Origin of the sequence: Mucilaginibacter sp. NFR10 (assembly GCF_900100445.1) — a bacterium.
Classification (GTDB): Bacteria; Bacteroidota; Bacteroidia; order Sphingobacteriales; family Sphingobacteriaceae; genus Mucilaginibacter; species Mucilaginibacter rubeus.
Genome location: NZ_FMTV01000004.1, coordinates 165738 through 179923, shown reverse-complemented (window position 1 = coordinate 179923; position 14186 = coordinate 165738). Strand labels below are relative to the sequence as shown.

Here is a 14186-nt window from a genome sequence, read left to right as displayed (position 1 = left end):
AATCAATAAATTTTCAAATCTTCAAATTCAGAATAGGTACCCTAAATTTTTAGAACTATTTAGATGAGCACAGCCGGAAAAAATAGGTTTCAAAAGATCAATATTACAACCATTGTTCTGCTCTTTGTTTTGATTCTTGCCGGTGGTGTTGTGCGTAGCTCAGGTTCAGGCATGGGATGTCCAGACTGGCCAAAATGCTTCGGAAGGTATATTCCGCCTACTGATATAAGTGATCTGCCTAAAGATTATAAACAGAAATACGTAGCCAAACGGGTTGAAAAGAACCAGCGTTTTGCAAAAACACTTGATGTATTTGGTTACAGTGATCTGGCAAAACGAATCCGCGAAGATCGTTCTATCCTTGTGCCTGAGGAGTTTAATGCAGGCAAAACATGGACTGAGTATATCAACCGCCTTATTGGTGCTTTATCTGGCTTTTTTCTTTTGCTTTCGGTTGTTTTTTCATTCAGCTACTGGAAAACGGATAAGAGGATAGCCATCCTGAGTATTTTTAATTTGGTGCTTGTGGGGTTTCAGGCGTGGTTAGGCTCAATCGTGGTATCTACCAATTTGATTGCCTGGATTGTTACCGTACACATGCTTTTAGCGCTGGCTATCTTAGCTATTTGTATTTACACTTATCACGTAGCGCAGATTTCGGGTAAAAGTACTTTAGGATCGTCACCTTTGGTTTACGTTATAACGCTTGCTGCACTGTTTGTAAGTATTCTGCAAATTGCTTTCGGAACCGAGGTACGTGAGAAAATAGATGCGGTTGCCAATCATTTTCAGGGAGGTTACCGTAAAGATTGGATCACTAATGCCGGCGAGATATTTCAACATCACAGGGATATAGCCATTTTGGTGTTGATATTGAACGTTGCTTTGTTTGCTTTGATCCGTAAAGGCTTTAACAGGCATTCTATTCAGCAGCAGCTGATGAGTTTTACATTTTTAATGATCACGTTGCAGATAGTTACCGGGATCTTGTTATCATATCTCGCATTGCCGCCTGTTGCCCAGGCTGCACATATTGTATTGGCGAGTTTAATATTTGGGGCACAGTTTTATTTGCTTTTGAATTTATTTCAGGGTGTTAAGGGTAGGGAGGTAAGCAGATGAAATGGGCTGATTTTTCAAAATTGATCAAAACAAGACTTACTACCTTGGTGGTATTTTCGGCGTCGATATCATTTTTAATCGGATGTCGCGCAAATGGCCATATTGTTTGGATTGATTGGGTAAAGCTTATTATAGGTGGTTTCCTGGTTACATCGGCAGCCAATGCCTTTAACGAAATCATCGAAAAAGATTTGGATAGGCTGATGAAGCGTACTATGGACAGGCCAATCCCTTCAGGCAAAATGACCACGGGGCAGGCATTAGTATTAGGTTTAGGCATGGGCATGGCCGGCACTTACTTGTTAGGCAGCTTAAACCTGTTAACCGGCTTACTATCTGTATTTTCGATTTTATTGTATGCATTTGCGTATACGCCTTTGAAACGCAAATCGGGTATTGCAGCAGTTTTTGTTGGCGCTATCCCCGGAGCATTGCCGCCGCTTATAGGCTATGTAGCTGCGCAGGTTCACGGTAGGATAGACGAAATAGCTTTAATCTTATTCTCTATCCAGTTTATCTGGCAGTTTGTTCATTTCTGGGCTATTGCCTGGGTTTTGGATGATGATTACAAGCTCGCAGGTTTTCGCTTGTTGCCGTCAGGTAAAAGAGATTTAACAAGTGCGGTAATTACGTTTATATTTGCCATCGTTTTAGTACCCGTAAGTTTATTCCCAACCTTTTACGGTTATGGTGGTTACTGGGTAGGCGGTGTATCGCTGATATGCAGCTTAATATTTTTATATCAGTCATTTATGCTGTTACGTACCCGGCAAATACCCGAGGCTCGTAAATTAATGTTCGGCTCGTTTTTTTACCTGCCGGTAGTTCAGATAATGTTTTTAGTAGATTTTATAGTTAAGTGAGATGATGGCAAGGATGGAACAAGATAACGACAGGCTGAACCTTGGTGCCAAAAAGTTTAATATGTGGATCTTCATATTCACATCATTTATGCTTTTTGCAGCTTTTACCAGCGGCTTTATCGTTTATTCGGGAGGCAGCGGGCACGGTTTAAATGTGATCATGCCGCAGTCGTTTTTGTATAGCACTATTGTTATAGTGTTAAGCAGCGGCTCGTTGTTTTTAGCGTCAAAGGCTGCCAAGGCGTTGCAGTTTGACAAACAGAAGCTGTATTTATGGATCACATTGGGCTTAGGGCTGGCTTTTTTTGCCTTACAGATCTATGCCTGCTATGTGTTAACCTTCAAAATGCAGATCTATTTTGTTGATCCTAATGCTTCACGCTCCTTTGTTTATGTTTTTGTTGGCGCGCATTTGGTACACATTTTTGCGGCGCTGTTATTGCTAATAAATACACTTATAGGTACATACCGTAATATCCCCCAGGTAAGGAATATGTTTAAGATGGAATTAACTTCCATTTTCTGGCATTTTCTCGATATTATATGGATTTATCTCTATGTTTTTTTACTTTTGAATCATAATTAATACACCCATAGATTAGTACAGATGAGTACAACAGTTTCACAAATTGACGAAGTAAAAACTTCGCCCTGGTCGGGAGGAAGATCCCCGTTCAACGTGGAGTACGGAAAAATAATGATGTGGTTTTTCCTCCTTTCGGATGCATTTACCTTTTCATCGTTATTGATAGCTTACGGTTCATTGCGTTTCAGCGCAAGCGTATGGCCAGGTGCGGATAAGGTTTTTCAATCAGTACCCGGATTAGTTGATCACGGTGCACCATTGGTGTTTGTGGGTTTAATGACCTTCATCCTCATTGCAAGTTCTGTTACTATGGTATTGGCTGTAGAGGCGGGCCATCGTAATGCTAAAAAAGAGGTAGTAGGTTGGATGATAGCTACAGTGATAGGCGGTTTCATGTTCCTTGGTTGCCAGGCTTTGGAATGGGGACATTTACACCATGAAGGTTTCTGGTGGGGAAGTGTTCCGCCTGCCGAAGAACTTAAAAAGTTATTTACCGGCGGCACCGAAGCTGTGCAACATATGACTTCGCAGGAGTTTGCTAACTTGTTCTTTACTATCACAGGTTTCCACGGTTTCCACGTATTTACAGGTGTTATTATCAACATTATTATTACAGTAAACGTGTTAATGGGCACATACGAAAAACGAGGCAGTTATTTAATGGTTGAAAAGGTTGGTTTGTACTGGCACTTTGTAGACCTTGTTTGGGTATTCGTATTTACATTCTTTTACTTAGTTTAAAAATATTTATCATATGTCAGCAGAATCGCACGAAATTCATCACGATGGTGATCATGAAACCATGAGCAGAAAGCGGATATGGCAGGTTGCAGGTATCTTAACTGTTATTACCTGTATCGAATTCTTTATCGCGCTTGTATGTGTGCCTAAAGGAATTCTTCCGATACAGTATGCCAATCCTGTATATATCGTTTTAACCTTGCTTAAAGCATTTTATATAGTTGCATATTTCATGCACTTGAAGTTTGAGAAAATGGGTCTCATATTGTCAATAGCAATTCCGGTAATATTTATAATCGGTTTAATCCTGGTACTTACAAACGAAAGCCACCACTGGGTTGACCTGAGGTAATGAACAAGGCTTCTATATTAAAAAAGATCCTGATCCTGGTACTCATATTAGCGGTACCGGGATTTTTATATTATTTACTTACCGCTAAAGGTAAAAACAGGTATAAGCCCCTCGCTGTTTTTGGGCCAAAGGTGGTTGCCAAAACAGGGCATAAATTTCACGGCAAGTACATTCCTGATACCATTTACCACACCATTCCTGATTTTAAACTTACCGATCAGGAAGGAAAGCCGGTTACACTGAACACACTGAAAGGAAAGATTTTTGTAGTTAATTTCTTTTACGCTAACTGCCCTACGGTTTGTCAAACCATCAACAAAAACATGAGCTGGCTGGTGGGTACGTATTACAAAAACAAGATGGTTTACTTTTTAACCATCACAGTTGATCCGGAACATGATACTCAGGAAGTATTAAACAAATACCTGCAAACATTTAAGCCCGAATCAAACCGCTGGCTGATGTGCAGTGGCGATACTTCATCGGTTTACAACTTTGCCCGTAATGGGCTGTTTGTAAATGCTGCAAAAGCCGGTAGCGACTTTGTTTACAGCGATGATTTTGTACTGGTTGATCAGGAACACCGGATTCGTGGATATTACAAAGCAGCGGTAACACCAGAGGTAAACCGCCTTAACGATGAGATAAAAGTGTTGATAGCCGAAGAGCTTCGTAAAGTTGATAAGCCGTTATATTAATTTGCCATGAGTGATAAATTTATAATCCGCTTTGTTGCGGGTGTTACCATATTTGTAATTGCAGTAGTTGTTTTGTTAAACAGGCACCTGATCCCGGGCCCGGCTGTGGCTCCTGCTTTTACACCTTACCTGCCGATGCTTAATGCTGTACTTAACGGCACTTGTACCTTATTGCTTCTTTTGTCGTTATATCAAATTAAACAAGGGAATATAACACTGCATAAAAAACTTAACATTATTACGTTCTGTTTATCATCGTTATTCCTTGTATCGTATATCCTGTTTCATTACCTGATGCGTAACGAGATCGTTTACGGAGATCTTAACGGCGATGGGCAGTTGTCAGCAGCAGAAAGGACATCTGCAGGTTCTTTAAGGACAATATACTTAACCATTCTGACGCCCCATATTATACTTGCAGCAGCTGTTTTACCGTTAATATTATTGAGCTTTTACCGCGGGCTGCAAATGCAGGTTGAAAAGCACCGTAAGCTGGTGCGCTGGGCATTCCCGATATGGCTGTACGTTACTGCGAGCGGTGTGGTGGTTTACTTAATGATCCGCCCGTTTTATCATTTTTAATTTATAATTGGTTAAATTTGTTCTTATGAAACAAGGTTTTAAAGTTATCCTTTTTGTACTGGCCCTTGGCCTTATGCTAATTGCCCGTGAACCTGTAAAAGCTCAGTGCGCACAATGCGCTGCTACTGTCGAAACCAACGCTCAAAGCGGTAGTTCAAAAACAAGGGGTTTAAATAACGGGATCCTGTTTTTATTGGGCGCTCCTTATTTTGCTGCTGCATTAGGTGGCTACATCTGGTATAAAAAATACCGCCGTAAAGATGTTAAGCTTGAGATGCGCGGCGAAAAACTTAATCTGAATTAATAAGCAACTGCGGGTATTATTTGCCGCTTTTGTAACCTTATAAGATACTTATCGTGTCGCAAACACCAAAGTCATGGGCTATGCTTAAATGTAAATGTCCGCGCTGCAGGCGCGGCGATATGTTTAAGGGTAGCCCTTACAGTTTCTCCAATAAAATAAATCTTAACTGCCCTCATTGTGGTCTTTTCTTTGAGATTGAGCCCGGTTATTTTTATGCCGCCATGTACGTTAGCTATGCACTAAATGTGGGCGAGGCCCTCGGCATTGCCTGGCTTACTTATTTGGTTACCCATAACCAGGATTCGCCATGGTTATATCTTGGCGCTATAATTTTAGGCTGTTTTGTACTTGCTCCTGTAAATTTCAGATATTCGCGTGTGTTTTTGTTGTATTGGTTATCACCCAAGATACATTACCAAAGCTATTTAGATACCGATGATATACCAGGAAAGTATTGATTTTTTAAAAGATCTCGCCGAAAATAATAACCGCGAATGGTTTGCCGCCAATAAAAAGCGTTACGATAAAGCCCGCGAAAATGTAATTGATTTTACAACGAAGGTGCTTGACAGCGTTCGTAAGATTGAGGCATGCATGGACGAGAACCTTGATGCCAAAAAATGTGTGATGCGCATTTACCGCGACATCCGCTTCAGTAAAAATAAAGCACCTTACAAAAATAACTTTGGGGTAAGTATGCCAATCTCGGGCTTAAAAGGTGGCGGTGTGGAATATTATCTGCATATCCAACCGGGTAATTCATTTATCGGCGGCGGATACTGGATGCCCGAAGCGCCGCATCTGAAAGCCATTCGCCAGGAAATAGATTATAACGCTGACGATCTGAAAAAGATCATCGATGATAAGGCGTTTGTTAAGCTATTCGGCGATTTCAGGAAGCAGGAGCAACTTAAGTCGGTACCCAAAGGATATGAACCCGACAATGAAAATATCGACCTGCTGAAGCTTAAAAGCTTTGTAGCCTGGCATAAGCTGGAAGATAAAGAGCTAACGGCTCCTGGTGCGGAAAAGTTGGTTGCTGATGTATGCAGCATGATCCATCCGCTTAATGTATTTTTGAAGAACGCCCTTTCTTAATTCGATATAACCCCTTAATAACTATGAAAATTAGATATGCATTTTTAGCCGCTGCTGTATGTTTCACAATGTACTCATGCAAGGTAATGTCTCCAAAAGCATACAAAAGCCTTGTTGCCGAACGTGACTCTTTAGCTAACCGCACAACAAACCTTGAAGGAGAGCTTGCACAACTGCAGGCAGATACAGCCCGCCTGCACAACCAGCTTGCCGATCTGCGCAAAAACAACAGTGTATTAAACAGCAACCTGGATGCAACATCATCAAAAGCTAACGAATTGGCCGCCCAAACCTCAAGACTGGCCGCTGATTTGAAAAAACGTGAAGCTCGTTTAAAGGAAGTAGAAGATATTTTAAAGAAACGCGATGAGGCTACTAATGCATTGAAAGATAAATTGCAGAAGGCATTATTAGGCTTTCAGCAAAGCGGTTTAACAGTAGATATCAGAAATGGCAAGGTTTATGTATCATTAGCTGATAAGTTATTGTTCCCTTCGGGCAGTATCATTATTGATGAGAAGGGTAAGGCTGCGTTGAAGCAATTAGCGGTGGTAGTAAACAAGGAACCAGATATCAATATGGCGGTTGAAGGTCATACGGATGATAAGAAAGTAAAAAACCTTGGCCAGATCAAAGATAACTGGGATTTGAGCGTTTTACGCGCTACCTCGGTAACCCGCTACCTTACCGAAACTGAAGGTGTTGACCCGCACAGGCTTACCGCGACAGGTAAGAGTGAGTTCCAGCCGGTAGATGCCTCCGGCACCGACGAAGCCCGCGCAAAGAACAGGCGAATAGAGATCGTGCTTACCCCTAAGCTCGATGAGTTATATAACCTGATCACTAAGTAATAATGAAAGGCTCCCGGATAACCACCGGGAGCTTTTTTGTTATTTGTTTGAGCTGTTTTGTTGTAGAGACGCATGTGATGCGCCTCTACAGTCAAAAAAATAACATTTACACAAGTCCAAAATAAAATTTGCAATTATATAAGCACTTATATAAATTGCATTATGAATTTATATCAAAGCCTCGGGCATCTGGTTTTGGGCAGCCGTTTGAGGCGGCTGAGTGAAGCTTTTTTGGCCGAAATTAATCGTGCTTATCAAACCGCGGGTATCGATTTTGATGCCAGCTGGTTTCCCGTGTTTTATTTACTGTCAAGGAATGATGCTTTATCTATCAAAGAATTAAGCGAACAGATAGAGGTTTCACATCCTGCTGCCAGTCAGCTGATCACTAACCTGAAAAAAAGAGGACTTGTAAGTACTGATACCTGTAGCGACGATGGCAGGCGACAACTGGTTACCCTTACAGCCGAAGGGCGTGAGTTACTAAAGCAGGTAGTACCGGTTTGGGATGCTATCAGTCTGTCGATGGTCGAACTTGTTGCTAAAGACGAAGCGGCGAAACAATTACTGCCTGCCATAAGCGCGCTTGAAAATACTTTCCGCCAAACTAAACTGGCCGATAACATCGTTGAAAAACTGAATACCAATTTAAAACCCGCCGGCAATGACTGATAAATTTAATTACGGCACCGACCATCTTACAATAGGTATTTGTCTTGATATAGCAGCGGGCAAAACCAAAGGCATCATTAACAAAGAAGCCGCCGACATGATCAAATCTTCATGGCGCGAGGTGGAAAAAATTGTGCATAGCCATCATCCGGTTTACGGCATTAATACCGGCTTTGGCCCGCTTTGCGATACCCGGATTTCGGAGGAAGACACCAGTTTGCTGCAAAGCAATATCCTTAAAAGTCATAGCGTGGGTGTGGGCACGCCTATCCCGCAGGAAATAGCCAAACTCATGATGATTACCAAAGTGCAGGCTTTGGCGCAGGGCTATTCAGGCATTGCGCTTGCAACGCTTGAACGGATCATCTGGCATATCGATAATGATATTATCCCGGTAGTTCCCGAAAAAGGTTCGGTTGGGGCTTCCGGTGACCTGGCACCCTTATCGCACCTGTTTTTACCATTAATTGGTTTGGGAGAAGTATTTGAGAATGGCGGGAGGATACCGGCCGGAGAACTTTTAAAGAAGCACGGTTTACAGCCGTTATCCCTTGGCCCTAAAGAAGGCCTTGCCCTTATCAATGGCACACAGTTTATCCTGGCTTTTGCAGCCAAGGCTGTACAACGCCTGGATGATGTTCTGAACCGTGCCGACCTCATCGGTGCCATGTCATTAGAGGGATTGATGGGCTCTATCCGTCCTTTTGATGAGCGGCTGCACCAGATCAGGCCTTTTAAAGGTACAAGGATGGTAGCCCATCGCCTGTTTACTTTGCTTGACGGATCGGAAATCAATTCGTCGCACATCAATTGTGATAGGGTACAGGATCCATATTCGTTGCGTTGTATGCCGCAGGTACATGGTGCATCGCGCAATGCATGGCTGCACCTGAAAGAGCTTACGGAAATCGAACTCAATTCGGTTACCGATAACCCGGTTATTTTTAACGCCGATGATACGATTAGCGGGGGCAATTTTCATGGGCAGCCCCTTGCTTTGCCGCTTGATTATGCAACCACCGCAGCGGCTGAAATTGGTAACATAGCCGACAGGCGTTGCTACCTGATGAGCGAGGGTCGTTACGGTTTGCCCAAACTGCTTACGCATGATGCCGGACTTAATTCGGGCTTAATGATCCCACAGTATACTACTGCTGCCCTCGTTACCGAAAATAAAACCTTGTGTTTCCCCGCCAGTGCCGATAGCGTGCCTACCTCCTTAGGACAGGAAGATCATGTATCCATGGGCTCCATCAGCGGGCGTAAGCTGCACCAGGTAATAGATAACATTGAATACATTCAGGCTATTGAATTGCTTTACGCAGCCCAGGCCATGGATTTCCGCAGGCCGTTAAAATCGACTCCTGTTATTGAAGCTTGCCATCAATTAGTAAGGCGACACGTTGCTTTTATACAGGATGACCGTGTTTTTGCCGATGATATTAACAGCCTCCACAAACTGATTACGGATGGCTCCCTGCTGAAAACTGCAGGTGAAGCTGCTATCGCTCACCAAATAGATTTAAGTCATGACGAGTTCGGAATTTATTAAAACCTATGCTAATCACCCGGTGTATAAAGCGCCGCGTGGTATGCAGCTTCATGCCAAAAGCTGGCAAACCGAGGCCCCGCTCAGGATGCTGCTTAACAACCTTGATGGCCAGGTAGCCGAAAATCCTGATGAATTGGTTGTTTATGGTGGCATTGGCCAGGCCGCCCGCAATCCTGATGCACTTCGTAAAATTATTGAGTTGCTGCTGGAACTTGACGAATATCATTCGTTGCTTATCCAGTCGGGCAAGCCGGTTGGGATTATCCGCAGTCACCCGGAAGCGCCAAGGGTTTTGATAGCCAACAGTAACCTGGTGCCTGCATGGGCCAACTGGGAACATTTTAATGAGCTGCGCGAAAAAGGGCTGATGATGTACGGACAGATGACTGCCGGCAGCTGGATTTATATAGGTACACAGGGCATTTTGCAGGGCACTTATGAAACCTTTGTGGAATGTGGTAACCAACATTTCAAGGGCGACCTGGCCGGAAAACTCATTGTAAGCGCCGGTTTAGGTGGCATGGGCGGTGCTCAGCCATTGGCTGCAACCATGGCGGGCGCTGTATTTTTAGGTGCCGATGTGGATGCATCCCGGATCCAAAAACGGGTTGATACGAAATATATCGACCGGATGACGGATTCATATGATGAAGCTATCGCCTGGGTAAAAGAAGCCATCGCTAAAAAGGAGCCGCTTTCGGTGGGATTAGTAAGCGATGCCGGTGATTTGCTCGAAAAACTATTGAAAGATAATATCATCCTTGATATGCTTACCGACCAAACTTCGGCACATGATCCGTTAAATGGCTATATTCCCAATGGTTTGTCATTAGATGCTGCCGCTGCTTTGAGGAAAAGCGATGCGGTTGAATATAAACGACTTTCGCTAAAAAGTATGGCAAGGCATGTGAGCTTGATGCTGGAACTACAAAAAAGAGGTGCCATAACATTTGATTATGGCAACAACTTGCGCGAGTTTGCGCGGCAGGGTGGCGAAGCTGATGCTTTTAACTTTCCGGGTTTTACGCCGGCTTATATCCGTCCGCTGTTTTGCGAGGGTAAAGGTCCGTTCAGGTGGGTAGCGTTATCCGGCGATCCGGAGGATATTTATGCTACCGATCAGGCGCTGATCGAAGCTTTTCCCGAAAATAAACCTTTGATTACCTGGCTTAAAAAAGCTCGGGAGAAAATTGCTTTTCAGGGCCTGCCTGCCCGCATCTGCTGGCTTGGGATGGGCGAACGTGAAAAAGCCGGACTGATATTTAACGAACTGGTGGCATCCGGCAAAGTAAAAGGCCCGATAGTAATTGGTCGCGACCACCTGGACTGTGGTTCAGTAGCATCGCCCAACCGGGAAACGGAAGCCATGTTAGATGGCTCGGACGCGGTATCCGACTGGCCGTTGCTTAACCTGATGGCCAATGCATCAGGCGGCGCAACCTGGATCTCGTTCCATCATGGCGGCGGGGTAGGCATGGGCTATTCTCAGCACGCCGGCATGGTGGTACTGGCCGACGGCAGCCATCGCGCAGCAACTTGCCTGAAACGGGTATTACATAACGACCCGGCTATGGGTATTTTTAGGCATACTGATGCCGGATATGATAAAGCTGCCGAATGGGCGGATAAGTTTGGGTTGAGAGCTTAAAGCAAAAGTCAAAGACTCAAAGCTTTTATCGAAATATTGTTTATGTCTTCATTTGGTTAAGGAAGCTTTATGCTTTCAGCCTTTTGCATTCAGCTTAAAAAGATGAAAAAACTAATAGGTCCATTCACTCAAATACTGCCTTTAACAGGCTTGCCGCTTAAAGGCGCGCTGAAGGATGAGCAATTGCAGATTGTTACCAACGGCGGCGTATTGGTTGAAGATTGCCTTATATTAGCTGTTGATGATTTTGAAAAGCTCCGTAAAAACCACCCGTCGGTGCAAATAGAAGAAATAACCGGCGATCAGATCTTGCTGCCTGGCTTTGTGGATTGCCATACGCATATCTGTTTTGCAGGTAGCCGGGCTAAGGATTATGCCATGCGCAATGCCGGTAAAAGCTATCTGGAAATTGCAGCCTCGGGCGGCGGGATCTGGGATTCAGTTACACAAACCAGCGCAGCTACCGAAACTGAATTAAGCAGTTTAATGACGAAACGGATAGCCCGTCATTTGGCAGAGGGGGTAACAACTATTGAAATCAAAAGCGGTTACGGATTGTCGCCCACTGAAGAACTCAAACAGCTAAAGGCTATTCGTCAGGCTGGTAATAAAACTCATGCTCATATTGTGCCAACCTGTCTCGCCGCGCACATTAAACCTAAAGATTTTGATGGTGACGGAAATGAATATCTGAAATATTTGCTGAATGAGCTGTTGCCGAAGATAAAGCAACAGGATTTGGCCAACCGGGTGGATGTTTTTATTGAGCAAAGCGCTTTCAATACCAGCGATGCCCTATTTTATTTAAGCAGGGCCAAGCAGATGGGATTTGAGGCTACCGTTCATGCCGATCAGTTTACAACCGGAGGTAGCGAAGTTGCAGTTAAAGCAAGGGCAGCCTCAGCGGATCATCTGGAAGCGAGCGGCGATTATGAGATAAAATTATTAGCCAATTCAGATACTGTTGCTGTAACTTTACCCGGCGCCTCGTTAGGCTTGGGAATGGGATATGCCCCTGCCCGGAAACTGCTTGATGCCGCAGCCTGCCTCGCCATTGCCAGCGACTGGAACCCCGGTTCGGCTCCAATGGGCGATCTGCTGATGCAGGCGTCGGTAATGGCGGCGGCTGAGAAATTAAACACGGCCGAAGTTTTCGCGGGTTTAACTTATCGCGCGGCACAGGCATTAAAACTAAATGATCGCGGTGTATTAACCAAAGGTAAGCTTGCCGATATGCAGGCCTATCCATGTAATGATTACCGTGAGATCTTATACCAACAGGGAAAACTAAAACCAGCCCAAGTTTGGACGGCAGAGAATAACGATTAAGCAAGTTTTGCAACTTGCTTAGTTACCAATGAACCATTGAACTAATGAACCAATGACCAAATTAATAGAATGCGTACCCAATTTTAGCGAAGGTGTTAACCTCGATATCATTAAACAGATAACAGATGCAGTTGAATCTGTTGAGGGGGTAAGATTACTCAATGTTGATCCGGGAAAGGCCACTAACCGAACCGTGGTAACTTTTGTGGGCGAACCGGAAAAAGTGATTGAAGCCGCCTATCGTGCCATAAAAAAAGCAGGCGAACTGATTGATATGAGCAGGCAAAAAGGCGAACACCCAAGGATGGGCGCAACAGATGTTTGCCCGCTGATACCGATCAGTAATATTACGATGGAGGAAACTGCGGAATATGCTAAGCAATTGGCCAAACGTGTAGGTGATGAATTGCAGATCCCGGTTTATTTGTATGAGGCTGCGCAGCCTAACAAAAGCCGGAGTAACCTCTCGGTGATCCGCGCAGGGGAGTATGAGGGTTTTTTCAAGAAGATCAAACAACCCGAGTGGGCACCCGATTTCGGTCCGGCGGAGAACGATGTTAAGCGCGGGGCAACTGTAATTGGGGCACGTGATTTTTTAGTTGCTTATAACGTTAACCTGAATACTACTTCTGTCCGCCGGGCAAATTCTATCGCCTTTGATGTACGTGAAGCCGGCCGTACCCTGCGCGAGGGGGATCCGATCAACGGTAAAATAGTATATGATGAAAACGGCAAAGCCAAAACTATTCCGGGTTCATTGAAAGCGGTAAAGGCCATTGGCTGGTACATTGAGGAATATGGTATTGCCCAGATCTCGATGAATCTAACCAATATCAATATTACCCCGGTACATAAAGCCTTTGATGAAGTGTGTGACAAAGCTGCCGCGCGCGGTATCAGGGTAACAGGCAGCGAGCTTGTAGGCCTGATCCCCTTGAAGGCGATGCTTGATGCGGGCAAATATTTTTTAGAGAAGCAGCAGCGTTCTGTAGGTGTAAGCGAAAAAGAACTGATCAGGATAGCTATTAAATCGATGGGGCTTGATGAGCTTTCACCCTTTAAACCCGAAGAACGGATCATTGAATATTTGCTGAAAGATAAAGCCGGCAGCAAGCTCATTAATATGAGCCTTACCGATCTGGCCGATGAAACCGCGAGCGAAAGCCCGGCGCCGGGTGGTGGTTCAATATCAGCAGCTGTTGGCGCTTTGGGAGCTTCGTTGGCTACTATGGTGGCTAACCTGAGCTCGCATAAAAAAGGTTGGGACAGCCGCTGGCAGGAGTTTAGCGACTGGGCACAAAAAGGTCAGCAGTTTAAGAATGAACTGTTAGCATTGGTCGATCAGGATACTACAGCCTTTAATCAGATCATGGAGTCGTTTGCTCTTCCAAAATCAAACGACGAGGAAAGGGCAATCCGTGATAAAGCTATTCAGGATGCTACCCGCTATGCTATTGAAATTCCTTTTAAGGTTATGGAAGCCGCTTTGGACAGCATGGAAGTAATAAAAGCAATGACACTAAGCGGTAACCCCAACTCAATAACCGATGCCGGTGTGGCCGCTCTTTGTGCCCGTACCGCGGTATTAGGCGCATTCATGAATGTAAAGATCAACGCTTCGGGCTATAAGGATAAGAGCTATGTAGTTGACGTTATTTACCGCGGTAATGAAATTGAGCGGAAAGCGATTGCGCTGGAAGCGGAGATTATTGAGTTAGTGAATGAGAAAATAGGGTTGGAGTAGTCGAAGCTGCTTCCAAAACGTCATTTTAAGACAGACTTACGAAG

At 44.3% G+C, this 14186-nt stretch carries 16 protein-coding genes; all 16 read left to right on the top strand.

All coding sequences use genetic code 11. The features are described 5' to 3' along the window. The first annotated feature begins 63 nt into the window (after positions 1–63). Positions 64–1122 carry a COX15/CtaA family protein gene (locus BLP33_RS15160; RefSeq protein ID WP_090530141.1) on the top strand — a complete coding sequence of 353 codons (1059 nt, stop codon included), beginning with the start codon at positions 64–66 and terminating at the stop codon, positions 1120–1122. Next, entirely contained in the window at positions 1119–1985 is an 867-nt protein-coding gene (gene cyoE, locus BLP33_RS15155; protein WP_090530138.1) for a heme o synthase, read from the top strand. Before BLP33_RS15160 ends, cyoE begins: the two co-directional genes overlap by 4 nt. Positions 1986–1998: 13 nt before the next feature. Beyond that, complete coding sequence (locus tag BLP33_RS15150) at positions 1999–2571, top strand: cytochrome c oxidase subunit 3 (protein ID WP_254780158.1); 573 nt, start codon at positions 1999–2001, stop codon at positions 2569–2571. A 21-nt stretch (positions 2572–2592) separates the two neighbouring features. Continuing rightward, entirely contained in the window at positions 2593–3312 is a 720-nt protein-coding gene (locus BLP33_RS15145) for a cytochrome c oxidase subunit 3 (protein ID WP_090530134.1), read from the top strand. A 13-nt stretch (positions 3313–3325) separates the two neighbouring features. Beyond that, entirely contained in the window at positions 3326–3664 is a 339-nt protein-coding gene (locus tag BLP33_RS15140; RefSeq protein ID WP_090530131.1) for a cytochrome C oxidase subunit IV family protein, read from the top strand. After that, positions 3664–4362: an SCO family protein gene (locus BLP33_RS15135; RefSeq protein ID WP_090530128.1), complete on the top strand. Its 699-nt coding sequence runs from the start codon at positions 3664–3666 to the stop codon at positions 4360–4362. The genes BLP33_RS15140 and BLP33_RS15135 overlap by 1 nt, the downstream gene beginning before the upstream one ends. 6 nt (positions 4363–4368) lie before the next feature. After that, the gene (locus tag BLP33_RS15130; protein WP_090530126.1) at positions 4369–4944 is read left to right on the top strand and encodes a DUF420 domain-containing protein; all 576 of its coding nucleotides are present in this window, start codon (positions 4369–4371) and stop codon (positions 4942–4944) included. A gap of 25 nt (positions 4945–4969) precedes the next feature. Continuing rightward, complete coding sequence (locus BLP33_RS15125) at positions 4970–5248, top strand: hypothetical protein (RefSeq protein ID WP_090530123.1); 279 nt, start codon at positions 4970–4972, stop codon at positions 5246–5248. 53 nt (positions 5249–5301) lie between these two features. Further along, positions 5302–5706: a DUF983 domain-containing protein gene (locus BLP33_RS15120; protein WP_175490026.1), complete on the top strand. Its 405-nt coding sequence runs from the start codon at positions 5302–5304 to the stop codon at positions 5704–5706. After that, positions 5684–6346 (top strand): DUF2461 domain-containing protein, encoded by a 663-nt coding sequence (locus BLP33_RS15115; protein ID WP_090530120.1) that lies wholly within the window; start codon positions 5684–5686, stop codon positions 6344–6346. Before BLP33_RS15120 ends, BLP33_RS15115 begins: the two co-directional genes overlap by 23 nt. A gap of 23 nt (positions 6347–6369) precedes the next feature. Then, a complete protein-coding gene (locus BLP33_RS15110; protein WP_254780156.1) occupies positions 6370–7197 on the top strand; it encodes an OmpA family protein in 828 nt (275 codons plus the stop codon). Between the two features lie 162 nt (positions 7198–7359). After that, positions 7360–7869 (top strand): MarR family winged helix-turn-helix transcriptional regulator, encoded by a 510-nt coding sequence (locus tag BLP33_RS15105; RefSeq protein ID WP_090530113.1) that lies wholly within the window; start codon positions 7360–7362, stop codon positions 7867–7869. After that, the gene (gene hutH, locus BLP33_RS15100; RefSeq protein WP_090530110.1) at positions 7862–9421 is read left to right on the top strand and encodes a histidine ammonia-lyase; all 1560 of its coding nucleotides are present in this window, start codon (positions 7862–7864) and stop codon (positions 9419–9421) included. Before BLP33_RS15105 ends, hutH begins: the two co-directional genes overlap by 8 nt. Beyond that, positions 9399–11069, top strand: a complete 1671-nt coding sequence (gene hutU / locus BLP33_RS15095; protein WP_090530107.1) for a urocanate hydratase — start codon at positions 9399–9401, stop codon at positions 11067–11069. The genes hutH and hutU overlap by 23 nt, the downstream gene beginning before the upstream one ends. A gap of 102 nt (positions 11070–11171) precedes the next feature. After that, positions 11172–12398, top strand: coding sequence for an imidazolonepropionase (gene hutI / locus BLP33_RS15090; RefSeq protein WP_090530104.1), 1227 nt, complete (start codon positions 11172–11174; stop codon positions 12396–12398). 52 nt (positions 12399–12450) lie between these two features. Continuing rightward, entirely contained in the window at positions 12451–14142 is a 1692-nt protein-coding gene (gene ftcD, locus BLP33_RS15085; protein ID WP_090530101.1) for a glutamate formimidoyltransferase, read from the top strand. Positions 14143–14186 lie beyond the last annotated feature (44 nt).

Bases quoted from the DNA above. Each gene is read 5' to 3' on its own strand.
- BLP33_RS15140 (WP_090530131.1), top strand. From the start codon at position 3,326: ATGTCAGCAGAATCGCACGAAATTCATCACGATGGTGATCATGAAACC.
- cyoE (WP_090530138.1), top strand. From the start codon at position 1,119: ATGAAATGGGCTGATTTTTCAAAATTGATCAAAACAAGACTTACTACC.
- BLP33_RS15105 (WP_090530113.1), top strand. From the start codon at position 7,360: ATGAATTTATATCAAAGCCTCGGGCATCTGGTTTTGGGCAGCCGTTTG.
- hutI (WP_090530104.1), top strand. From the start codon at position 11,172: ATGAAAAAACTAATAGGTCCATTCACTCAAATACTGCCTTTAACAGGC.
- BLP33_RS15135 (WP_090530128.1), top strand. From the start codon at position 3,664: ATGAACAAGGCTTCTATATTAAAAAAGATCCTGATCCTGGTACTCATA.
- BLP33_RS15160 (WP_090530141.1), top strand. From the start codon at position 64: ATGAGCACAGCCGGAAAAAATAGGTTTCAAAAGATCAATATTACAACC.
- hutH (WP_090530110.1), top strand. From the start codon at position 7,862: ATGACTGATAAATTTAATTACGGCACCGACCATCTTACAATAGGTATT.
- BLP33_RS15145 (WP_090530134.1), top strand. From the start codon at position 2,593: ATGAGTACAACAGTTTCACAAATTGACGAAGTAAAAACTTCGCCCTGG.
- BLP33_RS15150 (WP_254780158.1), top strand. From the start codon at position 1,999: ATGGAACAAGATAACGACAGGCTGAACCTTGGTGCCAAAAAGTTTAAT.
- ftcD (WP_090530101.1), top strand. From the start codon at position 12,451: ATGACCAAATTAATAGAATGCGTACCCAATTTTAGCGAAGGTGTTAAC.
- BLP33_RS15115 (WP_090530120.1), top strand. From the start codon at position 5,684: ATGATATACCAGGAAAGTATTGATTTTTTAAAAGATCTCGCCGAAAAT.
- hutU (WP_090530107.1), top strand. From the start codon at position 9,399: ATGACGAGTTCGGAATTTATTAAAACCTATGCTAATCACCCGGTGTAT.
- BLP33_RS15110 (WP_254780156.1), top strand. From the start codon at position 6,370: ATGAAAATTAGATATGCATTTTTAGCCGCTGCTGTATGTTTCACAATG.
- BLP33_RS15125 (WP_090530123.1), top strand. From the start codon at position 4,970: ATGAAACAAGGTTTTAAAGTTATCCTTTTTGTACTGGCCCTTGGCCTT.
- BLP33_RS15130 (WP_090530126.1), top strand. From the start codon at position 4,369: ATGAGTGATAAATTTATAATCCGCTTTGTTGCGGGTGTTACCATATTT.